This is a genomic window from Leifsonia sp. AK011 (assembly GCF_013410945.1).
GTDB lineage: Bacteria > Actinomycetota > Actinomycetes > Actinomycetales > Microbacteriaceae > Rhodoglobus.
This window is the reverse complement of sequence record NZ_JACCCH010000001.1, coordinates 1,566,970-1,590,282: the sequence shown is the minus strand read 5'-3', so window position 1 is coordinate 1,590,282 and position 23,313 is coordinate 1,566,970. Positions and strand designations below refer to the sequence as shown.

Here is a 23,313-nt window from a genome sequence, read left to right as displayed (position 1 = left end):
GTCTAGCCGAGGAGCGCGGCACCCACCTCGTCGAGCGCCACGGGGGTGCGCTCGCCCGTGCGGCGGTCCCAGATCTCGACGCGGCCCTCGGCCGCATCCCTGCCCACAATGACGATGAGCGGCACGCCCAGGAGCTCTGCGTCACCGAACTTCACACCGGGTGACACCTTGGGGCGGTCATCGAAGAGCACATCGAACCCGCTCTCCTCGAGCGACCCCACGAGGGCCTCCGCCGTGGCGTAGACAACCTCTTCGCGACCCGCGGCGATCACGTGCACGTCGAACGGTGCGACGTTCTTCGGCCAGATCAGGCCCTTCTCGTCGTTGTTCGATTCGGCGATGACCGCCATGATGCGGGTCACACCGATGCCGTACGAACCCATCGTGACGGTCACGAGCTTGCCGTTCTCGTCGAGCACCTTGAGACCGAGCGCCTCCGCGTACTTGCGGCCGAGCTGGAACACGTGGCCGATCTCCATGCCGCGTGCGAGCTCGACGGGGCCCGAGCCATCCGGAGCCGGGTCGCCCGCGAGCACCTCGGCCACCTGCACGACACCGTCGCCGACGAAGTCCCGCCCGGCGACCAGGCCGAAGACGTGTTTGCCGTGCTCGTTTGCGCCGGTGATCCAGCCGCTGCCGTCGGACACACGCGGGTCGAGGACATACCGGATGCCCGTCGCAGACTTCTCGCCGAGTACCGGGCCCGCAGCAGACCAGGGTCCGATGTAGCCCTTGACGAGTCCGGGATGCTTGCGGAAGTCGTCCTCCGTCGCGGCCTCGACGAGGGCCGGCGCGAAGGCGACCTCGGCACGCTTCATGTCGACGTCGCGATCACCGGGGAGACCCACGATGACGAGTTCCCGGTTGCCCTCGAGGTCGGTGAGCGCGAGCACGATGTTCTTGAGCGTGTCCGCAGCGGTCCACACGCGGCCGTCCGGGCGCGGGTGCTTCTCATTGGCGACGGCAACAAGGGTCGCAATGGTGGGCGTGTCCGGGGTGTCGAGCACCTCGGCCGGGGTCAGGTGCTCGTAGGAGCGGGCCGGGGGCGCTGCGGTCGTGAAGGCCTCGACGTTCGCGGCGTAGCCGCCGTCCGAACGCACGAAGGTGTCCTCGCCGATCGGCGTCGGGTGCAGGAACTCCTCCGACTTCGAGCCACCCATCGCGCCGGCATCCGCCTTCACGATCACGTACTCGAGGCCGAGACGCTGGAAGATGCGCTCGTAGGCGTCGCGGTGCTGCTGGTACGAGACATCCAGGCCTGCATCGGTGTAGTCGAAGGAGTAGCTGTCCTTCATGGAGAACTCGCGGCCGCGCAGGAGACCGGCGCGCGGACGGGCCTCGTCGCGGTACTTGTCCTGGATCTGGTAGATCGACAGGGGCAGGTCCTTGTAGCTCGAGTAGAGGTCCTTCACGAGGAGCGTGAAGACCTCCTCGTGCGTGGGCGCGAGAAGATAGTCGGCGCCCTTGCGGTCCTTGAGGCGGAAGATGCCGTCGCCGTACTCCGTCCAGCGTCCGGTCACCTCGTAGGGCTCACGCGGCAGCAGCGCAGGGAAGTGCACCTCCTGTGCCCCGAAGGCCTCGAGCTCCTCGCGGATCACGTTCTCGATCTTGCGGCGCACCTTCAGTCCGAGCGGCAGCCAGGCGAACACCCCCGGCGCCTGGCGACGGATGTAGCCAGCTCGAACGAGCAGGCGGTGGCTGGCCACCTCGGCATCGACGGGGTCTTCACGGAGGGTACGGACGAAGAGCTGGGACAGGCGTGTAGGCACCCGCCCATGTTACCGGCGGTGCGCGACTCCCCGACCTGACGGAGAACGTCGCTATCGGGCATCCGCAACGTCGTTCTCCGTCAGGTGGGCGGGACTGGGGAGAGATACCCACAGCGCTGGCCCCGCGCGCGGATACTCACAGGATGCGACGACCCGCACCGCTGCCCACCGCCCTGGCCGCGGACGGCTTCACCATCGCCTCGGCGCGGGCAGCTGGCGTGGGCGAAGGACGACTCCGGTCGTCGGATCTGGCCAGCCCCTTCTACGGTGTGAGGAGCCTTGGCGAGCCCACCACGGTTGTTGCGCGCTCCCGAGCGCTGCAGTCACGGATGACTCCAGATCAGTTCTTCAGCCATTCGACCGCCGCGATGCTTCTCGGGCTCCGTCTGCCGGAGGGATTCCGGGCATCCACAGTGCACGTAACATCCGTCAGGCCGCACCGCGCTCCGCGGCTGACGGGAGTGTCGGGACACGAGTCAGGAGTGTCCGCGCTCGTCTCGGTGGGTGGGCTGCGGGTCCTCAACCCGATCGACACGTGGCTCCAGCTGGGGGCAACTCTCCCGCTCGATGACCTCGTGGCCATGGGCGACGGGCTCGTCAGCAGAAAACAACCCGTGACAACAATGGAACAGCTCGGCACGCTCGTGCGCGGCTATCGAGGGCGCGGTAGCCGCAAGCTCCATGAGGCACTCTTACTCATGAGGTCAGGAACGGATTCGGCTCGCGAGACGGCGCTACGGCTCGTCGTGATGCGAGCCGGTTTTCCGGAACCTGAGGTCAACGGGGTGATCCATAACATCCACAGTGCTCAGGTGGCTCGCGGCGACCTCGTGTTCAGGGCCTACCGGGTCGTCTTGGAGTACGAAGGTCGGCACCATGGCGAGAGCGAGCGGCAGTTCGCCATCGACATCGCGCGCCTGGACGAACTCATGGATGAGGACTGGCGCGTGATCCGAGTTGACAAGGCCCTGCTCGCCCGCCGGTCGGCGCTGGTGGGCACAATCGACCGCGCGCTTCGAAAAGGCGGCTGGACCCCTTCGACCTGACGAAGACTGTCGGTGCGGGCGCTTCAGAACGACGTTCTCCGTCAGATGGACGTCAGTTCGAGGTGACGACGAGCGGCTCGCCGACCGCCCCCGGGGGCATCTCGGCAGCGAGGCGGTTGGCCTCCTCGATGAGGGTCGCGACGATGTCTGCTTCGGGCACCGTCTTGATGACCTCGCCCTTGACGAAGATCTGGCCCTTGCCGTTACCGCTGGCCACGCCGAGGTCGGCCTCACGCGCCTCGCCGGGGCCGTTCACGACGCATCCCATGACAGCCACTCGCAGTGGGACCGTCATTCCTTCCAGACCAGCAGTCACGTCGTTGGCGAGCGTGTAGACGTCAACCTGGGCGCGGCCACAGCTCGGGCAGGACACGATCTCGAGCTTGCGCTCGCGCAGGTTGAGCGACTGGAGGATCTGCAGCCCGACCTTGACCTCCTGCGCCGGCGGCGCGGAGAGCGAGACTCGAATGGTGTCGCCGATTCCCTCGGAGAGCAGGATGCCGAAGGCCGTCGCCGACTTGATGGTGCCCTGGAACTCGGGGCCCGCCTCCGTCACGCCGAGGTGCAGCGGCCAGTCGCCGCGCTCGGCGAGGAGGCGGTAGGCCTTGACCATGACAACGGGGTCGTTGTGCTTGACCGAGATCTTGAAGTCGTGGAAATCGTGCTCCTCGAAGAGGCTCGCCTCCCAGACCGCGCTCTCGACGAGAGCCTCGGGGGTCGCCTTACCGTACTTCTGGAGTAGGCTCGGCTCGAGCGAACCGGCGTTCACGCCGATACGGATGCTCACGCCGGCATCCTTCGCCGCCTTGGCGATCGCACCGACCTGGTCGTCGAACTTCTTGATGTTGCCGGGATTCACGCGTACGGCACCCACGCCGGCGTCGATCGCCGCGAAGACGTACCGGGGCTGGAAGTGGATGTCCGCAATCACTGGGATCTGGCTCTTCATCGCGATGATCTTGAGCGCATCAGCGTCATCCTGATGCGGCACCGCCACCCGAACGATGTCGCAGCCGGAGGCCGTGAGCTCCGCGATCTGCTGCAACGTGGCGTTGATGTTTGTCGTCTGCGTCGTCGTCATCGACTGCACGCTGACCGGGAAGTCGCTTCCCACACCGACCTTGCCGACATGGATCTGACGGGTCTTGCGACGAGGGGCGAGGGTTTCAGGGACCTTCGGGAGACCGAGATTGACTGCTGGCACGAGACAAGCCTACGACTTACAGGATGGAGATCGGCTTGACGATGTCCGCATAGACGAGCAGGAGTGTCATCGCCGCGAGCAGCGCCGAGACAACGAGAGTGATCGGGATGAATCGCGCGGTATCCACCGGGCCGGGGTCCGGCTTGCCGCGGAGCTTCGCGAACCCTCTTCGCACGGCCTCCCACAGTGCTCCCGCAACATGGCCACCGTCGAGGGGCAGGAGCGGGATGAGGTTGAACACGAAGAGGGCGACGTTGAGCGAGGCGAGGAGCTGGATGAGGCTTGCTGCCCGATCGGCGACCGGAATCGTGTTGAGGCTCGTGATCTCGCCCGCTATACGACCTATCCCGACCACTCCGATCGGTCCGTTGGGGTCCCGCTCCTCCGGACCGAAGGCGGCGACCGCGATATCCACGATGCGTTGGGGCAGGGTCACGATGATCTGGGCGACGCGGGCGATGTTCTCCCCCACGGCAGGAAGCACGGCTGTGACGGGCTGGCGCACCGTCTCCGTCGCGGGGCCGATGCCGAGGAAGCCGACGTCCTCCGTGACCGGCTGGCCCTCTGCATCCTCCTGCACCGAACCTGTCTCCGTCAGCACGTATCGTTCCGACAGGAGTGGGATGGCGGTCAGCGAGACCTCGCTGCCGTCGCGCTCCACCACGAAGTCCAGTTCCTCACCCGGCGACGAGCGGATGAACTCGGTGGCCTGGCTCCACTCGGTGATGGGTTCGCCGTTGATGCTCACGATGCGATCGCCCGGCTGGAATCCCGCGGTGAGCGCAGGGGATGCCGCATCCCCCGGGGCACATTCCTGGCTCGTGCTCGTCGCCGGGATGACGCACTCGTTGACGCTCGCCACAGTCGTGCTCGCTTGGGGAAGACCGAAGCCACAGAGCACGATCGCATAGAAGAGCACACCCAGGAGCAGGTTCATGACGGGCCCGCCCAGCATGATGACGATGCGCTTGGGCACGGGGAGGCGGTAGAACGCCCGCTTCTCCTCCACGTCGACCAGGGTGTCGGCGCTGGCCTGACGAGCGTCCTGCACGAGCGTGTCGAAGACGCTCGTGGTGGCCGTTCGAGCAGCTTCGCCGGGCTTCTTCGGCGGGAACATCCCGGCCATCGAGATATAGCCGCCCAGGGGAAGCGCCTTGATGCCGTACTCGGTCTCACCCCGGCGCCAGGAGATGATCGTCGGCCCGAAACCGATCATGTACTTACTGACCCGCACGCCGAATTTCTTCGCGGGGACCAGGTGGCCGACCTCGTGGAGACCGATGGAGATCGCGAGACCGACGAGAACGATCAGGATGCCCAGGATGTACAGCAGCACGGTTTCCACGGCGTCAGAGTACCCATCTCATGCTGGTAGCAGGCTGTCTGCCGTGGCCCGCGCCCAGGTTTCGGCCTCGAGCACTCCATCCAGTGTGAGTTCGCCGCCACTCGTGTGAGCGTCCACAACCTTCTCGATGGTCGGCACGATGTCGAGATAGCCGATGCGGCCCGCGTGGAAGGCGATCACGGCCTGCTCGTTCGCGGCGTTGAAGACCGCGGGATAGGTTCCGCCGGACGACCCGACCTGTTTGGCGAGGTCGACGGCCGGGAACGCCGCACTATCGAGGGGCTCGAACGTCCATTGGCTCGCCGTGGTCCAATCGAGGGGCACCCCGACACCCGCAACGCGGTGCGGCCAATCGAGCCCCAGGGAGATCGGGAGCCGCATATCCGGCGGCGAGGCCTGGGCGATGGTCGACCCGTCCACGAACTCCACCATGGAGTGGACGATCGACTGTGGATGCACGGTGACCTCGATCTGGTCATAGGGAACACCGAACAGCAGGTGCGCCTCGATGACCTCGAGCCCCTTGTTGACGAGGGTCGACGAATTCGTCGTGACGACGAGGCCCATGTCCCAGGTGGGGTGCGCGAGCGCCTCGCGCGGAGTGACGTTCGCGAGGGACTCCCTGCTGCGCCCACGGAAGGGGCCGCCCGATGCAGTGAGCACGAGCCGTCGCACTTCTCGCGGCTCGCCGGAGCGGAGCGCCTGTGCGATCGCCGAGTGCTCGGAGTCGACGGGCACGATCTGCCCGGGCGCGGCCCTCGAGGTGACGAGTTCGCCACCCACGATGAGGCTCTCCTTGTTCGCGAGGGCGAGGGTCGCTCCCGCCTCGAGTGCTGCCAGCGTCGGCTCGAGACCCACGGAGCCCGTGATTCCGTTGAGCACGACGTCGGCGGGCACGTCGCGAACGAGGGATGCGGCATCCGCAGCCCCGAGTGCGGTGTGCTCGACTCCGAACTCGCGAGCCTGCTCGGCCATCGCCTCGGCATTCGAGCCGGCAGCGAGCCCCACGACCCGGAAGCGATCGCGATTGCTCGCGATCACCTCCAGGGCCTGGGTACCGATCGAACCGGTCGAGCCGAGGACGATGACGGTGCGCATGGGAGGCTAGGCGATTCCCAGGATCTCGACGACGAACACCAGGGTCTGGCCTCCGAGCTCGTGAGCCTCGGGGTCAGTTCCATAGGCGTACTCCGGCGGGATGCCGACGACCAGCTTGGTGCCGACCTTCTGACCCACGAGCGCAGCGCCGAAGCCCTCGATGACACCGGTCGTCGCGAAGGACGCGGGCGCGCTGCCGTAGCTCTGGTCAAAGATCTCGCCGGTGTCCCAGCTCACGCCCTGGTAGTTGACCTCGACGGTCGCGCCGGACTCGACCACATCGCCGTCGCCCTCCTCAAGGATGTCGACCACGACCGAGGTCGGCGGGTCGGCGTCGGGGATCGTGACGACGGGGGTGCCGCTCGAGAGGTCGACCGTCGGGACGTTCTCGGTCCACTCGTCGGGCACGAGAGCCTCGGGCGCCTGCTTCAGCTCAACCAGGTCGACGACGAAGACGAGGGTGTCGTCCGCGGTCACACCGAGCGTCTCCTGGCCGGCGTCGCCGAAAGCATCGACCGCGGGAAGGACGCCGACGAGGCGCGAACCAATCGTGGAGCACGTGAGCGTCTTGACGATGCCCGGGAGGAGCTGGGCCTCGTCGAGGGTGAACTCGGCTGTCGGCTCGCCGTCGTACTGGGACGCGTCGAGCTGGTCGCCCGTCGTGCCGTTGAAGACGGTGTACTCGACGATGACCGTCTCACCGGTCTTGACGGCCTCGCCGTCACCGGCAATCACGACGGAGCGCTGCGTCTCCGCTGCCTCGGTGGGGGTGGGGATGTCGACCTCAGGGGCCTCGCCGAACTCTCCGCTGACCTTGACTGCATCAGAGGCCGAGCCGGAGGGCGTCACTGCACAGTCCGGATCGGTAGCGGTGGTGGCCGGTGAGCACGCCGCAAGCGAGATCACGAGCCCTGCCGTGAGAAGAAGGGGGATAGCAGTGCGCACGAAAGCACCTTTCAGGAACGTGGTGGAGCGGAATGTTCCACCCATCATTCCGTACTCCGGCTGTGGCTGTGATGTGGATTACCGATGGATGACCTGTATCCGAGGTTCATGGGTCAGCGGGAAGTTCACGGAAGCGGCGATGAAACACAGTTCGCTCGCGTCCTTGTGAAGGGATGCAGCGAGCTCTGGATCGCCCTTCGAGATGGTCACATCCGGTCGCAATGTCGCCGAGACGAAGCTGCCACCGCCGTTCGCCGTGGTCCGCAGGACCCCGCTGATCGAGTCCGAATACGACTCCACGACAATGTCGTTCTTTAGCGCCACGTAGAGATAACTCAGCAGGTGGCACTGGCTGAGAGCCGCAAGGAGCAGGAGTTCGGGATTCCAGCGCTCAGCTGAACCGTGGAACGGGACATCCGCCGACGCCAGGATGGCCGGCATCCCCTCGGCGGTGATCTCGGTGTCGCGCGTGTACTCGCGGTAACCCGAGGTTCCCGTGCCGAGGTTGCCCTGCCACTGGACGCGCACGAGGTAGTCGTGGTCGCTGCGCATGGTGGTGCCTCATTCCTCCGGAGGGGCGAATAAACTGGGGTCATTATGACTGACACCCTCAGCGTCTCATCCTCCCCTGTCACCCAGGAACGACGGGTGGTCACGGCCATTCCCGGCCCCAAGTCACAGGCTCTCCACGAGCGACGACTCGCCGTGGTGCCGGTGGGTGTCACCGCAGCACTGCCCGTGTACATCGAGCGCGCGCACGGCGCGATCGTCGTGGATGTCGACGGCAACCAGTTCATCGACCTCGGTGCCGGCATCGGCGTGACCACGATCGGGCACACAGATGACGCGGTGGTCGCTGCCGCGACGGCCCAGCTCGAGAGCCTCACCCACACGCTCTTCACCATTACCCCCTACGAGAGCTACGTTCGGGTCGCGGAGCTGCTCGCCGAGCACACCCCGGGCACCTTCGCGAAGAAGACCGTTCTCGTGAACTCGGGCGCGGAGGCCGTCGAGAACGGTGTCAAGATCGCTCGCAAGTTCACGGGCCGCAACGGCGTCGCCGTGCTCGATCACGCCTATCACGGCCGCACCAACCTGACGATGGCCATGAACTTCAAGGCCGCCCCGTACGCAACTGGCTTCGGCCCGCTCGCGGGGGACGTCTACCGTGCGCCGAACTCCTACCCCTTCCATGACGGCCTGTCGGGCACCGAAGCGGCCAAGCGCACGATCTCGTACCTCGAGAAGACCGTCGGCGCTGCCGACCTCGCCTGCCTCGTCGTCGAGCCCATCCAGGGCGAGGGTGGCTTCGTGGTTCCCGCGGATGGCTTCCTTCCCGCCCTCCAGGAGTGGTGCACCGCGAACGGCGTCGTCATGATCGCGGACGAGATCCAGAGCGGAATGGCTCGCACCGGCGCGTACTTCGCCAGCGAGCACTTCGGCTGGGTGCCCGACATGGTTCTGAGCGCGAAGGGCATCGCTGGCGGACTCCCTCTGGCGGGCGTGACCGGTCGGGCCGACATCATGGACTCCGCGCAGCCCGGCGGACTCGGTGGGACCTTCGGCGGCAACCCCGTCGCCGCAGCCGCAGCCGTCGCCGTCTTCGACCAGATCGAGTCAGAAGGCCTCCTGGCCGAAGCGGGACGCATCGAGCGTGTGCTCAAGCCCGGACTGGTCGCCCTGCAGGAGAAGTACCCGGTGATCGGCGACGTCCGTGGGATCGGCGCGATGATCGCCATCGAGCTCGTCTCGCCGGACACGCACGAGCCGGATGCGGCCGCCGTGACCGCCGTCGCCGCCTACGCGGCACAGAAGGGTGTGCTGCTGCTCACGGCCGGAACCTACGGCAATGTGCTGCGCTTCCTGCCGAGCCTCGTCATCAGCGACGACCTCATCACCGAGGCGCTCGCGATCATCGACGAGGCGTTCGCCTCACTGTGATCCTGGGTGCGGTCGGTGGGTGGATGCGCGACGCGTTCGATAGCTCTGCGGTCGGTCGGCTGATTCACTCAGACGACGTCCTGGGCGAGCTGCGGCCATCGAACGCGGCGGAGCTCGCCGTCGTCGTGCGGTCGGGGTTGCGCGAATCGAGCCACATCGGCGCGGCAGTCGTTCTCGATCCCTCAGGTGCCACCCTCGCGGAGCACGGCGACGCCGATGCTCTCCTCTACCCCCGATCGACGATGAAGTTCTTCCAGGCCATGGCAGTCCGACGGGCTGGCGTGAGCCTCGAGGGCGAGGAGCTGGTGCTCTCGGCAGCGAGCCACATCGGCACTCCCGAGCATGTACGGGTGGTGCGCAGCATCCTGACCCGGGCCGGCCTCGACGAGGACGCCCTGCAGTGCCCAGCCGACTGGCCGATGGATGCGACGTCCCGTCGTGCCGCGACCGAACCTCGACGCATCACCATGGGCTGCTCGGGAAAGCACGCCGCCTTCCTGCTCGCGTGCGTCGAGAACGGCTGGCCGGTCGAGTCCTATCTCGACCCCTCCCACCCGCTGCAGCGCCTGATCCTGAGCACGGTCGAGGACTACGTCGGAGAGACGATCTCGCACAGTGGGATCGATGGCTGCGGAGCTCCCGTGCACGCCATGACCCTTCGCGCCCTCGCGAGGGGCGTCGGTCGCGTGGGGGCGAAGAGTGAGGATGACGGCGGACGACTCGCCGCCGCCATCCGCAGGTTCCCCTGGGCGCTCGACAACGCATCCGTCCGCACTGTCATCACGGAGACCGGCCTGGTCGCCAAGAGCGGCGCGGAGGGTGTCTTCGTGGCCGCGGAGGACGATGGAACCGCGGTCGCAATCCGCGTTCTCGACGGGTCACAGCGCGCGCTGGCACCCGTCGCGCTCTCGCTCCTGATGCAGCACGGGGCGCTGGGACTCGAGGTCGGCGAGCGCGTGACTGCGGCAGTCACCGAGAAGGTGTTCGGCGGCGACGCGATCGTCGGCGAGCTCTACTCCGTCGTCTAGTGGGCCTCCGCCGCTAGTGAGCCTGGCTCTCCGCCTGCATCCCGTCGATGTACTCCCTGATGGTGGGCATCTCCATCAACCGCTCCTGGAAGAACGTGTTGATGAGGTTGACGACCTTGGTCTGCGCGGCCTCGACCGCCGCGGTCGTGGCTTCACCGGTCTCCTGGCCGTCCAGCGTCCTGCGGAGGGCCAGGAGCGCCGACACGATCTCGACCTCCTCATCACCCTCGAGAGTCGTGACGACGTCGAGGACGAGCGAGTCGGCCTGTGCCTGTACCTCCTCGATGGGGATCGAGGAACCCGGGACCGTGGCGTTCTGGAGCGTCGTGATCAGTGACCAGACCTGGTAGAGGATTGTGGCCGGCTCGTCGAAGAGCTCACGCACGAAGGCCGCGTCCATGTGGCGTCCCGAGAGCCGGAACACGTTGTACATGCGCTTGGCGGCCTTGCCGTAGTTGAGATTCTTGGTGAGGTACTTACGCACTTCGCCCTCGAGCTTCTCGACGTAGTCATCGAGCGCGTCATCCGAGACGAAGCTCGCGACCTTGGCGAACACAGGAACGGCATCCGCATCCAGGTACACCTCCTGGAAGTACGCGTCGAGGTACCCGTCCAGGGCGACGATCTCGCCATCCGGCGCCTCCCAGGTCACGTCGATGACGTTGCTCGCGTTCGAGAGCTGGTGACGCTCCGGGTCGGCGACGACCCAGTCGAGCTTGCACCATCCCGGGTCGTGCGCTGCCTCGCGGAAGCTGATGGTGACGGTCGTGCCATCCGGCTTCTCCACCAGCATCTCCCCCACCGCGATCTCCGGCGCTGACCACGAGATGGGGCTGCCCTTGCGCACCGGGGAACCGTTGACGGTGCCATCCGTCTCATGCGTGCCGAGTTTGGCCTCGAGGAACTGGTAGGTCGGCCCCTGGAGGGTCGAGAGCACCTTCTCGCGCAGGACCTCCGCGAGGATGTCACTCGCCTCCGCCCGCGTGGGCGCGATGATGTTGAGGCGCTGGAAGAAGTCCGCGTCGCCGGGGAAGCTCTGGATCTTGGACTGCGCGGCGGAGCCGGAGAGCGCGAGCGCGCCCTCGACTACGCCCTCCGGGCCGGTCACCTCGACGATCGACCCGATCTGCCGGAAGCGGGCGAGATCGTGCGGGCTGAAGTCGAGCATCGACACCTTGTGACCGAAGATGCCGTTCTCCACGTCGATCTGGAGCGGGTCGTCATCCGATTGCGCAGCTGCGATCGCGGTGAGCCACTGCAGCGTGGCTTCCTCATCGAGCTCGACACCGAGGCGCTGGGCGGACTCGACGATGCGCTGGATCTCTTCGCTTGGGGTGCTCTCGGTCGTCATCGTGTCGCTTTCAACTCACGTCGTCGGAAGACCCCGGGTCTGCGATGATCGACCGGAACAGAGTTGCCTGGTCCCGCGCATCACCGAGGGCGTTGTGGGAGAGATGTGTCCCGCCGAGGTACTGCGGGGAGAGGTGCTTCATGCTCGTGCGGCCGAAAGTCGTGCCGAACTTGCCCATATAGTACGACTTGATATCGACGGCCGAGTGACCGAAGGGGTTCCGGCCGAGGTGGCGCTCGAAGTAGTCCGCGACGAACATCCAGTCGAACGGGGTGTTGAATCCGACGAAGACAGGCACGCTGCCGTCCGGTGTGACCTCTGCGACCCACGCCTCGAACTGTTCCATCGCGAGGGCCGGGTGCACGCCGTCCTGGGCGAGCTCCTCCATGGACAGCCCCGACACCTCAAGGGCTCCCGGGGCGGCGGCATCGTGTTCGGGAGCGAGCTCGACATAGAAGCCACGCTCCGGGTGGTCGACGGCGCAGGCACCCACCGACAACAGCGAGTAGATGCTCGGCACCGGACCCGCTGTCTCGACGTCGACGGAGATGTAGAACTCGGGTTGTTCGTCAGGCATGCCCCAACGCTAGCTGCATCGGGCTAGCCGTAGAGACTGACAACCGCCTCACGGAACGTGACCGTGTGACGTTCGACGTCCGCCGCCGTGGTCGCCGGCGACATGAGGGCCATGTTGTGGAACGGAGTCATGAGGATGCCACGGTTGAGGGCGTGCAGGTGCAGGTACTGCTGGAGCTCGAAGTCGTCGGCCTCTGCCGCCTCGTGGCCGTCGCGCGGCGGTGTCGGACGGAAGCTGTACTCGGCCCTCGCCCCCAGTTGCGTCACCTGCCACGGGACATCGAACTCGTCGATCGCCTGTTGCACTCCCGCGGTCCACTCCGTACTGCGTGCAATCATGCCGACGAAGGCTTCGGGGGTGAGTACCTCGGTGAGCGTCGCCCGGATACCGGCGAGTGAGAGGGCGTTGCCCGCGAGCGTTCCGCCCACTCCCCCGACGTCGATGTCCTCGAGGTCGAGCGAATCCCGCACAGCGTTCGCGAACTCGCGTGTCATCCCCCACGCGCCAGCTGGGATGCCGCCACCGATGCTCTTGCCCAGTACGACCGCGTCGGGATGAAGATCAAGCTCGGCGATGAGGCCACCGGGACCAGCGCTGAACGTGTGGGTCTCGTCGATGATCAGAAGGGTGCCGTAGCGGGTGCAGAGTTCGCGCACGGCTTCGAGGTATCCGGGCGCCGGGAGCACGATGCCGATGTTGGTGAGCGCTGGTTCGATGAGCATGGCCGCGATGTCACGTGTGGCGAGCACTCTCTCGAGTCCCTCGACATCGTTGAACTGCACGACCGCCGTCGTCTCTGCCAGAGGAACGGGCGCGCCAATGTTGCCTCGACGGGACACCACCTCGCCTCGGTCGTTGAGGGTCGCGTAGGCCTCATCAACGGTGCCGTGATAGCTGTAGTCGTGCACGACTATCCGGGGGCGACCCGTCGCCTGGCGCGCGTAGCGGATGAGGCTGCGGTTCGCGTCCGTCGCGGAGAGCGAGAACTGCCACACGGGCACGCGGAAGCGCTCGCTCAGGAGTTCGGCCACGACCGAGGCATCCTCGGTGGGCAGCATGAAGGTGGACCCGCGCTGGAGCTGCGCCTGGATCGCCGCGACGGATGCCGCCGGTGCATGACCGCACATGGCGCCCGTGTCGCCCAGGCACAGGTCGACATGATCGATCCCGTCGATACACGTGAAGTGCGCGCCGGACGCCGACTCGACGTACACGGGCCAGGGCCCTGGCCACTTCGACATCCAGAGCATGGGCACGCCGTCGGGCATGTGCTGGATGGCACGTTCCCACTCCTCCTCCGACCTGGGCCGACCGGCGCGGAACACCTCCAACTCCGATTCCCACAACGCTGCGAGACGAGCACGGTCCTGGTACATGGGTGCCTCACTGGGTACTGGGCGCGGTTACTGCTTGGCGAGCCGCTTGCGCCGGGCCGAGCCCGTGACTTGCGCCACGATCACGAGCACCAGCGCGAAGATGAACACCGCGGACGCGATGACGTTGGCCTCGGCAGGTACGCCCCTCGCCGCGGCCGTGTAGATGTAGATCGGGAACGTCGTGACGGCGCCGTTGTTGAACCGCGTGATGATGAAGTCATCGAAGCTCAGCGCGAACGACAGGAGCGCCGCGGCGGTGATGCCAGGAAGCAGCAGGGGGAAGGTGATCCGCCAGAACACCTGGCCGGCCGAGCCGTAGAGATCGCGACCGGCCTCCTCCAGGGCGGGATCCAGGCTCGAGATACGCGCCTTGACCGTGACCACAACGAAGCTCAGGCAGAACAGCGCGTGGGCCGCGATGATCGTGCCGAGGCCCTTCGGGATGCCAGCGGAGAGGAACTGGGCTGCGAGACCGGCGCCGAGCACGATCTCCGGGGTGGCCATCGGCAGGAAGAGCAGCAGGCTCACGGCAGAGCGGGCGCGGAACCGGTAGCGCGACAGGGCGAGCGCCATGAGCGTACCGAGTGCGGTCGCGATCACCGTAGCGACGACGCCGACAAGGATGCTCGTGCCGAACGCGTTGCACACCGAGGGGTCGGCGCAGATATTGAGCCAGTTGTCGAGGGTGAAGCCCACCCAGACGATGTTCGACTTCACCGACGCGTTGAAGGAGAACACGAAGGTGTAGACGATCGGGATGAGCAGGAAGACGAGCGCCAGCACCGCATAGACGGGCAGCAGCCACCTGCCGAGCGAGAACCTGCTCACAGCAACTCCTCCGTCCCCGCGCGCTTCACGTAGATACCGACGATCAACAGAATGACCGCCATGAGGATCACCGAGAGGGCCGCCGCCGCCGGGTAGTTCAGGAGCTCGAGGAAGTTCGTCTCAATGACGTTTCCGATCATCTGTGTGGAGGACGAACCGAGGAAGCTCGAACTCGCGTTGATGAAGTCACCGGATGCCGGGATGAAGGTCAGCAGCGTGCCGGAGACGATCCCGGGGAGCGACAGCGGCAGCGTGATCTTCCAGAACGTGGTCGCCGGGGTCGCGTACAGGTCTGATCCCGCCTCGAGATAGCGGGTGTCGAGGCGCTCCAGGGTCGTGTAGATCGGGAGGGTCATGAACGGGATGAAGTTGTAGGTGAGACCGAAGATGACCGAGAAGGCGGTACCCGTGAGGTGGCCGTCGGGGGGCAGGATCGTGAGGGCCTTGAGCGCGTGGACGAGGGGTGTGTCATCCGACATCAACTGCTTCCATGCGAGCGTGCGCAGCAGGAACGAGATGAAGAACGGCGCGATCACAAGCGTGAGCGCGAGTGCCTGGATGAGGGGCCACTTCCGCGCCGTCACACCGATGAAGTATGCGAGAGGGTAGCTGATGATGAGTGCGAAGAAGGTCGCGGCGATCGCGTAGCCGAATGCCCTGAGGAAGTGCGGCCAGTACTGCGACACCACCATGGCGTAGTTCTCGATCTTGAACGCCGCCTGGTACTGCCCGACATCGCCGAAGTCCACGGGCGCCTGAAGCGACGTGAGGATGAGGGAGATGAAGGGCGTGAGGAAGAACAGCGCGAGGTAAGCGAGTCCGGGGGCGAGCAGCACCCACGCGATCCAGCTGCGCTTGCGCGGCGCCTGTTCTACGGCGGGGCCCTGTGACCCGAACGCGGCGAAGGCCATCCCTACGCCTCCTCGATCTCCGTGAGCAGATCTTTCCTCGTCTGCGCCGCGATCGCAGCCGTGTCGGTGTCCGACGCGAAGCGTGGCGTTGGCTCCGGCTCGTCCACGAGACCGAAGCCATGGTCCACCGTCCACGACACCCAGACCTCGGCGCCCTCCTGGACCACAGGACCGAACACCATGTTCTGGGCGAACACCGTAACGGGACCGATACCCGGGATCGCGATCTGGTACTGCGTGCTCACGCCGCTGAACGAGACATCCACGACCCGGCCGGGGCCGAGGACGTTCGTGCCGGCCTTCGGCGCCGGCGCCTCGGTGGCAAGCATGAGCTTCTCGGGGCGCACCCCGATCGTGACGTTGCCCGTGTGACGCTGCGCGCGCTCCTTGGGTACCTCGACCTTGACACCGGCCACGTCGACGACGATCGAGTTGCCGGAACTCGACGTCACCGCTCCCGTGAAGAGGTTGGACTGCCCGAGGAAGTTCGCCACGAACGCGGTCTTCGGGAGCTCGTACAGCTCCTCGGGGGCGCCCATCTGCTCGATCTCACCCTTGTTCATGACGGCGACGGTGTCGGCCATCGTCATGGCCTCCTCCTGGTCGTGCGTGACGTGAAGGAAGGTGAGACCCACCTCGTCCTGGATGGTCTTGAGTTCGCTCTGCATCTGGCGGCGCAGCTTGAGGTCGAGAGCACCGAGGGGCTCGTCGAGGAGGAGCAGTGCTGGCCGGTTCACGATCGCGCGGGCAAGCGCCACGCGCTGCTGCTGGCCGCCAGAGAGCTGCTGCGGACGACGGGATGCCAGGTGATCCAGCTCCACGAGGCGCAAGGCCTCGTGCGCCTTCCCCAGCGGGTTCTCGATCCTGCGGCGCCGCAGGCCGAACGCGACGTTCTCCAGCACGGTCATGTGCGGGAAGAGCGCATAACTCTGGAACACCGTGTTGACCGGACGCTTGAAGGACTTCACGTTCGTGACATCCTTGCCGCCGATGAGGATGCGACCAGCTGTCGGTTGCTCGAGGCCAGCCACCAGGCGGAGCGTTGTTGTCTTGCCACACCCCGACGGGCCGAGCAGAGCGAAGAACGACCCGGCGGGGATCACGAGATCGAGATCCTCGATGGCCGTGAAGCCGGGGAAACGCTTGTGGATCCCGATCAGCTCGAGGTCAGCGCCGGCCTCTGCGAACGTACCGTCGGCCATCAGGCACCGAGGCTGACTCGCTGGAACTCGTTGTTGAACGCCTGGTCGTCCGCGGCGTTCAACGTCCGGAAGATGTGCGACTGCGCGAGAGTCGCCTCGTCCGGGAAGATGAGCTGGTTCTCGGCGACCTCGGGGAAGAGCTCGGCTGCGGCCTCCGCCGCACCGGCGACCGGCGTGATGTAGTTGACCCAGGCGGCGACCTCGGCGGCGACCTCGGGCTCGTAGTAGTAGTTCATGAGCGCCTCGGCGTTGGCCTTGCGCGTCGAACCCATGGGCACGACGAAGGTGTCGCCCCAGAGCGTGCCGCCCGTGTCCGGCAGGGCGAACTTGAACCGCTCGTAGCCGACCTCGGCGTTCAGCACCGTGATGTCACCGGACCAGCAGATTCCCGCGATGGCATCGCCCGCGATGAAGTCCTGCATGTACTCGTTGCCCTTGATCCCGAAGATCTGGCCGCTCGTGACGTGCTCCTCGAGCACGGCGATAGCCTCGCCGTACTCCTCGGTGCCCCAGTCCGAGGACGAGATGTCGACACCGTTCGCGAGGAGCAGGATGCCCATGGTGTCGCGGAGCTCGCTCAGCACAGTCACCTTGCCCTTGAGCTCTGGCTGCCAGAGGTCCTCGACGGACTCGAGACCCTTCGGGAAGGCCTCGGTGTCCCAGGCGAGTCCGGCGAAGCCGTTCTGCCAGGGAAGCGACAGCTTGCGCCCGGGGTCGAAGTCGGGGTTGAGGAGTGCCGGCGCGAGGTTCGCCTTGTTCGGGATGTTCGCCTCGTCGAGCTCCTGCACGTATCCGAACCGGATGAGACGAGCGATCATCCACTCGGTCAGGCAGAAGGTGTCGTAGCCCGGGTACTGGCCGAGTGCGAGCTGATCCTTGATCGTGCCGTAGAAGGTGTTGTTGTCGTCAACGTCGACCCGGTACTCGACAGCGATACCGGTCTCCTCCTCGAAGCGCATGAGCGTGGGAGATGCGCCGGCGTCGTCCTCGTCGAGATAGGCCGGCCAGTTTCCCCAGACGAGAGTCGGGTCGTTGGCCGAGTTGTCCTCTGCCGGAGTCGGAGCGGTGCTGCCACTCGGTGCACAGGCCGCGAGCGCGAGCGCACCGGCGCCGATGCCCATTCCCTGCAGGACGTTCCTGCGGCTGAACCGCGTCTGTCGAGCCTGACTGACCAACTGCCGGATCATCGGGTCCTGGGGAAGTTCTCTGGGCATTGAGTCGACTCCTTTGGTTCGCGCGTTCATCGAATACTGACATACCGCCGTGCGCGGGAACACCCTCCAAGGAGCAGAAGGCGCACTTTGTAACATGAATTTCACCGAATCAGTGCCCAGCAGCGTGAATTTGTGCGGAATCCATCGTCATCCGCCGTCCGCGCGAGTACGCTGTGCGCATGAGAGTGGCGGTTCCGAAAGAGATCAAGAACAACGAGTTCCGTGTCGCGATCACTCCGGCCGGCGTGCACGATCTGGTTGCGCACGGCCACGAGGTGCTCATCGAGACGGGTGCGGGCATCGGGTCATCCATCCCTGATGCCGCCTACGTCGATGCGGGCGCGGTCATCGCGCAGGATGCCGCGACCACCTGGAACTCGGCGGAGCTCCTGCTCAAGGTCAAGGAGCCGATTCACTCCGAGTACGCGTACTTCCGGGACGACCTGGTGCTGTTCACCTACCTGCACCTCGCCGCGGAGCCGGACCTCACCCGCGCCCTCCTCGACGCGAAGGTCACATCGATCGCCTACGAGACGGTGCAGCTCCCCTCCCGCGCTCTTCCGCTTCTCGCGCCGATGAGCGAGGTGGCCGGTCGCATCGCCCCGATCGTGGGAGCGAACGTGATGATGAAGCCCTCGGGCGGCCCCGGCTTGCTCGTTCCGGGCGTTCCGGGGACGCACGCAGCGCGCGTGGTCGTCCTCGGCGGCGGGGTCGCGGGCACGAACGCGGTCTCGGTGGCTGTCGGGCTCGGTGCCGAGGTGACCGTTCTCGACACCAACATCCAGCGCCTGCGCGAACTCGACGCCCTCTACGCCGGGCGCGTGCACACGATCGCCTCCAACGGTTTCGAGATCGAGAAGGCGCTTCTCACCGCAGACCTCGTGATCGGCTCGGTGCTCGTCCCGGGCGCGAAGGCGCCGAAGCTCGTGAGCAACGAGCTCGTCTCCCGCATGAAGCCGGGAAGTGTGCTCGTCGATATTGCGGTGGACCAGGGCGGATGCTTCGCCGACACCCACCCGACGACCCATGCCGACCCGACCTACCCGGTGCACGGTTCGCTCTTCTACTGCGTCGCCAACATGCCGGGCGCGGTTCCGAATACCTCGACCTACGCCCTCACGAACGCGACACTCCCCTATGTTCGCGCGATCGCCGGTGCGGGTTGGCGGGACGCGCTGCGCCGTGATCCCGCGCTCGGTCTCGGGCTCAACACCCACGCGGGCAGCGTCGTGAACGCCCAGGTCGCGGAGGCCCACGGTCTGGCGTCGATCGAGCTCGCGAGTGCACTCGCCTAGTCCGGTCACAATCGCGCCCTGCCGAGGGTGCCGTCTGCGCGGTAGTGCCACACGATCCTCTGGTCGGGCGGCAACGGGGGTGGGAGCTGCCGTGATCGGGTGAGCACGCGGATATCGGCGAGCGTGCATCCATCGAACACGACGTTGCACGTGTCGCGGAGCGAGCCGAGAAGGCCCCACCTCGCCTGCCACTCGTCGACGTCGCCCATCACCGCGGTGCCGGGCGCGATCGCACCGGGCGACGCCTGGTCGGGAGGCGTGACCGCCCAGCCAGCACTGCGGAGCCGGGGACCGAGAGTCGCCCCACGCGGGGTGACCACGGCGAGTGGCCGCTTCGGGTCGAGGGACGACATCGTCGGAGCAGGTGACTCGGCCGCGGTCGGCGCAAACTCCGCCACCTGCGCCCGATGACCCCTCCACAACGCCGCCCCGGGTGGCACGTCCCCGAGGAAGCCAGCGCCGTCACCGCCAGCGAGCACCCAGTCCTGCCGCGAGCCGTGACGGAGCATCATGCGCGCGGGAAGCAGTGCACCGACCTGCTGCAGCTCACCGTGGAGACGCTGGGCGCTCACGGCGACATGGATGCCACGTGCCGGCCCGTCCCGCAGCACCCTGGAGAGCATCTCGAGCCACTCCACCCTGTGTTCCGCGGTGAAGCGCGGAACGAGCGCGTCGATGTCGTCGATGGTGAGCACTCCGGGCTGGATACCGCCTCCGGGCGAAGCGTCGAGCAGGGAAACGACGCCAGCGAGCGCGTCCCATGCCGCGGGTGGATCGCCGGGCATCCGCCGGCCCGCTATTCCCGCGAGAACCGTCGATCTGCCGCTCCGATGCGCGCCGATGATCATCAGGCCGCCGTCCCCCTCGGGGTCCCAGAGGAAGGTCTCCTGGCGCTGTTGCTCCGGCAGGTCAACCAGGCCGAGAGGAAATCCTCGCCCGACCGGCGCGAGGTCGCGCGGGTCGATGTGGAGCGGGAGTGGATCGCGCCACGGTCTCCTGGGAGGAGGTGACTGCGGCCAGCGGCGCGACACCTGCGCGATGTCCTCGCTCCCGGCCAATGCGACCTGGGCGTGGACGACATCGGAGCCCGCGAGCCGCACCACGGCCCGCCCGCGGACCGACACATCGAGCTCCGCGGCATCCGCAGCGCCGACGACGGCGTCGCTGTCGGCCCGATTGTTGACCCGCAGCGAGATGCGCAGGTCGGCATTGGCGAGCACCGAGTCGCGCACGACTCCAGCGGGCCGCTGGGTGCACAGGATGAGGTGCACACCGAGCGATCTGCCCCGGGCCGCGAGATCGGTGAACAGGGCGTGCAGGTCCGGGAACTCCGCGAGCATGGCCGCGAACTCGTCCACGACGATCACGAGGCGCGGCATCTCGCATCCCTCGATGCTCCTGACCCCGGCCTCGGCGAGCGTCCGCTCGCGAAGACGGAGCTCGGCCCGCAAGCTCGCGAGAGCGCGCGAGGCCTCGTGCTCGTCGAGATCGGTGATCGTGCCGACAGTGTGGCGAAGGCCTGCGAGGGGCGCGAACGCCGAGCCGCCCTTGAAATCCACGAGCAGGAAGTTCACACGTTCGGGCGGATGGGATGCCGCCATCGCAAGGATCCACGACACGAGCAGCTCGCTCTTGCCGCTGCCCGTTGTGCCCCCGACCACGGAGTGCGGCCCGTCCGCGACGAGATCGAGTGTGATCGGCCCGGTGGGCCCAACGAGCGGATGGCAGGCGAGGTCACGGCCCTCCGGGTCCGGGGGGCCCAGGAGCGGAGCCAACGGAGCGACGGCGGGGAGCCCATGGGGATCCGCCGCATCCCGCGCCCGGGGATCGTCGCGCAGGCTGTCCGCCCAGGCGCGCGCCTCCACGCTGGAGACGAACGCAGGTCGCAGCGGTACCCGCGCCGCGGGATCCGGATGCTGTGCAACCCGCATCGCCCCCGCACACGAGACGACGATCCGGCAGGCGGGCGGGATGTCGCCCTCCGCGGGAGCCACAGCAATCGTGACGGACGACTGCTGCTCCCCCGCCTCGCCGAACTCCACCACAAGCGCTGCACTGGTCTCCCTGCCCTGCCTGTCGGCCTCGGTGTGCGGGTGCGGTAGCGCATGAATCCACTCCTCTGCCCCGAGCGATCCTTCGGCACCCTGGGACACTCGCATCCAGAAGCGACCGGGAGGAAGTGCTCGCGCGACCTGCACCAGGATGCTGCGGGCGCACGCCATGGCGAACGATGCGGGCCCCACGATGCCGATGCCGAGCACGGGATCCACGACGAGTGGTGCCTCGAGGGAGCGCGCCCGCTCGGCGAGACGCACAAGTTCAGGGTGCTGCTCCGACGGCGGACCGGCAAGCGGCGAGACCTCGAGCCCGCTGGGAATCGTCGCCGAACCCAGGACGACCCTGATCGACCGCGGATCGCCGTGCCACCGGCCGCGGTCGTGGCGACGCCGCACGAGCGTGGGACCGTCGGGGGTGGCATCCCGCAGCGCCTCACGCTCGGCCGCGTGGAAGCGCTCGAGATCGCGCTCGGCCGAGGCGACCGCGTCGGCGAATCGTGCGGCCTGCCTGCGACCTGCCCTGCGACCGCCCCACCACTGGTCGCCGACGCTCGCGATCGCGGTCACCGGGCCCAGCGCTGCGAAGACGAGGGCGAAGACCGATCCCGTGATGAGCCACAGCGCGACGGACACGACAACCGGTGCGGCCACCGCCAGAACCGGGAATCTCCAGGGCGGTGGAGGCGGAGCTGGCGCGGGGAGGACGAGTCGATGGTCGGTCACCGCTCCAGAGTGCGGCAGCCGTGGACGCGTCACCCGCGACGGTCGACGAACTGGGGATGGGAGCGTGTGCCCCGGGGAATCGCGGAGGGGTCAGCTGACGATGAAGAACTGCTCGCCGATCTCGACGCGGGTTCCCCGTGCGATGCGGTAGCGCTTACCCGGGTCGCAGCGGCGAGCGGGGCGCTCTGGCTCCCGCACGACGGTGCCGTTGCCGGAGTGCCGATCGCTCACCCAGAAGGCACCGCCATCCTGGCCGAACTCGAGGTGGGTCTTCGACACGGACTTGCCGGGATCGGAGATCGTCACGAGCGCGTCGAAGTACTCGCCGGGTTCGGCAAGGGGGTTGCGCCCGAGCAGGCCCGAACCCGTGACACTGACGCTCTCGCCCGTGCTGAACTGCAGGATGAATCGGTCCCCACCTGCACCCGGTGCAACGATGCGCGTCTGCTCGACGTCCTCCTCGAGCCCATCGGACGCGCCAAGCGGCTCGGGGGCTCGGCGCCTCGGTGTGCCCGGGAAGGCGGGGACCGGACCGGAACCGGGCATCGGGGGCAGCGGAGCCACGGGGGGCGGTGGCGCTGCCTCCCGAACTGCCTCGGGAAAGACCTCGGGGGTCGAAGGCGGTGCGGACGGCTCCGCGGGGAGGGCTTCCTGGGGAAGGTCGGGCTCGGCGATGCGTTCGGGAAGCTCGTCGGGCTCGACAACAGGATCCGCAAAGGGCTCCGGATCCGGCTCGGCTTCGCCGCGCGACTCGGCTTCGGTGTGCGACTCGGGTACGGCGGGTGGCATGGCGGCGACCGGAGTGTCGCTCCCCCAGGGGAACGGGTCCAGGATCGCCGTATCGCGCGGTCGGGACGAGGGGGTGCGAACGAACCCGCACTCCCCGCAGAAGATATCGGAGTCGGAGAGCAGAGCGCCGCACTGGGCGCACCAGCTGCCCTGCAGTGACTCCTCCGGCTCAGGATCCGCGGCCTGCGCAGGGGGCGGGGCGGCCGCGGGCGTCTCATGCTGTTCGGCGAGCGCCGAGAACGGGTTGGAGAGGGTCTCCGGCGATGGCAGGGACTCCTCGAATGCCGCGAGATCGTCGTAGTTGCCGACATCCATCATGAACGTGTCGGGGATCGTGTGGGAGCTCGGTGCCGGGATGACCAGTTCTTCCACGGCGGGGCTCAGGATCGCATCGGCGTCGGGATCGACGGGCGAGATGATGAGGTCGTGCGGGTCCTGGACCTGGGCCCCGGCGTCCTGCGAATTCGCGGCATTGTCGGCCGGAGCAGCGAGAGTGGAACGAGCGGCGACGGGCCGACCGCACTCCCCGCAGAACATGGCTCCGGAGGGTAACTGGGTCCCGCAGTGGGAACAGATCACGATGGTCCTTCACTCGGGCACGTAGCCCTCTTGGA

At 67.1% G+C, this 23,313-nt stretch carries 19 protein-coding genes; 4 read left to right on the top strand and 15 right to left on the bottom strand.

The features are described 5' to 3' along the window. Positions 1-2 precede the first annotated feature (2 nt). Positions 3-1,769, bottom strand: coding sequence for a proline--tRNA ligase (locus HDC94_RS07765; RefSeq protein ID WP_179496415.1), 1,767 nt, complete (start codon positions 1,767-1,769; stop codon positions 3-5). A gap of 143 nt (positions 1,770-1,912) precedes the next feature. Here HDC94_RS07765 and HDC94_RS07760 point away from each other — a divergent pair, with 143 nt between their 5' ends. Then, positions 1,913-2,815 carry a hypothetical protein gene (locus HDC94_RS07760; protein ID WP_179496413.1) on the top strand — a complete coding sequence of 301 codons (903 nt, stop codon included), beginning with the start codon at positions 1,913-1,915 and terminating at the stop codon, positions 2,813-2,815. A gap of 52 nt (positions 2,816-2,867) precedes the next feature. Here HDC94_RS07760 and ispG read toward each other — a convergent pair whose 3' ends face one another. From ispG to HDC94_RS07735, 5 genes are all read right to left on the bottom strand, one after another. Continuing rightward, positions 2,868-4,019, bottom strand: coding sequence for a flavodoxin-dependent (E)-4-hydroxy-3-methylbut-2-enyl-diphosphate synthase (gene ispG, locus HDC94_RS07755; protein WP_179496411.1), 1,152 nt, complete (start codon positions 4,017-4,019; stop codon positions 2,868-2,870). A gap of 16 nt (positions 4,020-4,035) precedes the next feature. Then, positions 4,036-5,364, bottom strand: coding sequence for a M50 family metallopeptidase (locus HDC94_RS07750; protein ID WP_308495663.1), 1,329 nt, complete (start codon positions 5,362-5,364; stop codon positions 4,036-4,038). Positions 5,365-5,382: 18 nt separating this feature from the next. Next, entirely contained in the window at positions 5,383-6,462 is a 1,080-nt protein-coding gene (dxr, locus tag HDC94_RS07745; RefSeq protein WP_179496409.1) for a 1-deoxy-D-xylulose-5-phosphate reductoisomerase, read from the bottom strand. A gap of 6 nt (positions 6,463-6,468) precedes the next feature. Beyond that, complete coding sequence (locus HDC94_RS07740; RefSeq protein WP_179496407.1) at positions 6,469-7,407, bottom strand: FKBP-type peptidyl-prolyl cis-trans isomerase; 939 nt, start codon at positions 7,405-7,407, stop codon at positions 6,469-6,471. A gap of 78 nt (positions 7,408-7,485) precedes the next feature. Then, positions 7,486-7,959 carry an OsmC family protein gene (locus HDC94_RS07735; RefSeq protein WP_179496405.1) on the bottom strand — a complete coding sequence of 158 codons (474 nt, stop codon included), beginning with the start codon at positions 7,957-7,959 and terminating at the stop codon, positions 7,486-7,488. 45 nt (positions 7,960-8,004) lie between these two features. Between HDC94_RS07735 and gabT the strand changes: the two genes are divergently transcribed. Further along, complete coding sequence (gene gabT, locus HDC94_RS07730; RefSeq protein ID WP_179496403.1) at positions 8,005-9,348, top strand: 4-aminobutyrate--2-oxoglutarate transaminase; 1,344 nt, start codon at positions 8,005-8,007, stop codon at positions 9,346-9,348. After that, the gene (locus HDC94_RS07725) at positions 9,345-10,376 is read left to right on the top strand and encodes an asparaginase (RefSeq protein ID WP_308495662.1); all 1,032 of its coding nucleotides are present in this window, start codon (positions 9,345-9,347) and stop codon (positions 10,374-10,376) included. The genes gabT and HDC94_RS07725 overlap by 4 nt, the downstream gene beginning before the upstream one ends. 13 nt (positions 10,377-10,389) lie before the next feature. Here HDC94_RS07725 and HDC94_RS07720 read toward each other — a convergent pair whose 3' ends face one another. From HDC94_RS07720 to HDC94_RS07690, 7 genes are read right to left on the bottom strand one after another with little or no spacing between them, the layout of a single operon-like run. Next, positions 10,390-11,727 (bottom strand): hypothetical protein, encoded by a 1,338-nt coding sequence (locus HDC94_RS07720; RefSeq protein WP_179496401.1) that lies wholly within the window; start codon positions 11,725-11,727, stop codon positions 10,390-10,392. Positions 11,728-11,737: 10 nt separating this feature from the next. Beyond that, positions 11,738-12,304, bottom strand: coding sequence for a 3'-5' exonuclease (locus tag HDC94_RS07715; RefSeq protein WP_179496399.1), 567 nt, complete (start codon positions 12,302-12,304; stop codon positions 11,738-11,740). A gap of 23 nt (positions 12,305-12,327) precedes the next feature. After that, a complete protein-coding gene (locus tag HDC94_RS07710; RefSeq protein WP_179496397.1) occupies positions 12,328-13,680 on the bottom strand; it encodes a transaminase in 1,353 nt (450 codons plus the stop codon). Positions 13,681-13,707: 27 nt separating this feature from the next. Continuing rightward, the gene (locus tag HDC94_RS07705; protein WP_179496395.1) at positions 13,708-14,508 is read right to left on the bottom strand and encodes an ABC transporter permease; all 801 of its coding nucleotides are present in this window, start codon (positions 14,506-14,508) and stop codon (positions 13,708-13,710) included. Continuing rightward, positions 14,505-15,419, bottom strand: coding sequence for an ABC transporter permease (locus HDC94_RS07700; RefSeq protein ID WP_179496393.1), 915 nt, complete (start codon positions 15,417-15,419; stop codon positions 14,505-14,507). Before HDC94_RS07700 ends, HDC94_RS07705 begins: the two co-directional genes overlap by 4 nt. 2 nt (positions 15,420-15,421) lie before the next feature. Continuing rightward, positions 15,422-16,621, bottom strand: a complete 1,200-nt coding sequence (locus HDC94_RS07695; protein WP_179496391.1) for an ABC transporter ATP-binding protein — start codon at positions 16,619-16,621, stop codon at positions 15,422-15,424. Continuing rightward, positions 16,621-17,835, bottom strand: a complete 1,215-nt coding sequence (locus HDC94_RS07690) for a PotD/PotF family extracellular solute-binding protein (RefSeq protein WP_179496389.1) — start codon at positions 17,833-17,835, stop codon at positions 16,621-16,623. The genes HDC94_RS07695 and HDC94_RS07690 overlap by 1 nt, the downstream gene beginning before the upstream one ends. A 179-nt stretch (positions 17,836-18,014) precedes the next feature. On the opposite strand from HDC94_RS07690, the gene ald reads away from it, so the two are divergent. Beyond that, complete coding sequence (ald, locus tag HDC94_RS07685; RefSeq protein WP_179496387.1) at positions 18,015-19,130, top strand: alanine dehydrogenase; 1,116 nt, start codon at positions 18,015-18,017, stop codon at positions 19,128-19,130. Positions 19,131-19,135: 5 nt separating this feature from the next. On the opposite strand, the gene HDC94_RS07680 is transcribed toward ald, so the two are convergent. Together HDC94_RS07680 and HDC94_RS14885 are read right to left on the bottom strand one after the other, a co-directional pair. Next, positions 19,136-21,910: an FtsK/SpoIIIE domain-containing protein gene (locus HDC94_RS07680; RefSeq protein ID WP_179496386.1), complete on the bottom strand. Its 2,775-nt coding sequence runs from the start codon at positions 21,908-21,910 to the stop codon at positions 19,136-19,138. Positions 21,911-22,000: 90 nt separating this feature from the next. Beyond that, the gene (locus HDC94_RS14885) at positions 22,001-23,278 is read right to left on the bottom strand and encodes a zinc-ribbon domain-containing protein (protein WP_179496384.1); all 1,278 of its coding nucleotides are present in this window, start codon (positions 23,276-23,278) and stop codon (positions 22,001-22,003) included. Positions 23,279-23,313: the final 35 nt, after the last annotated feature.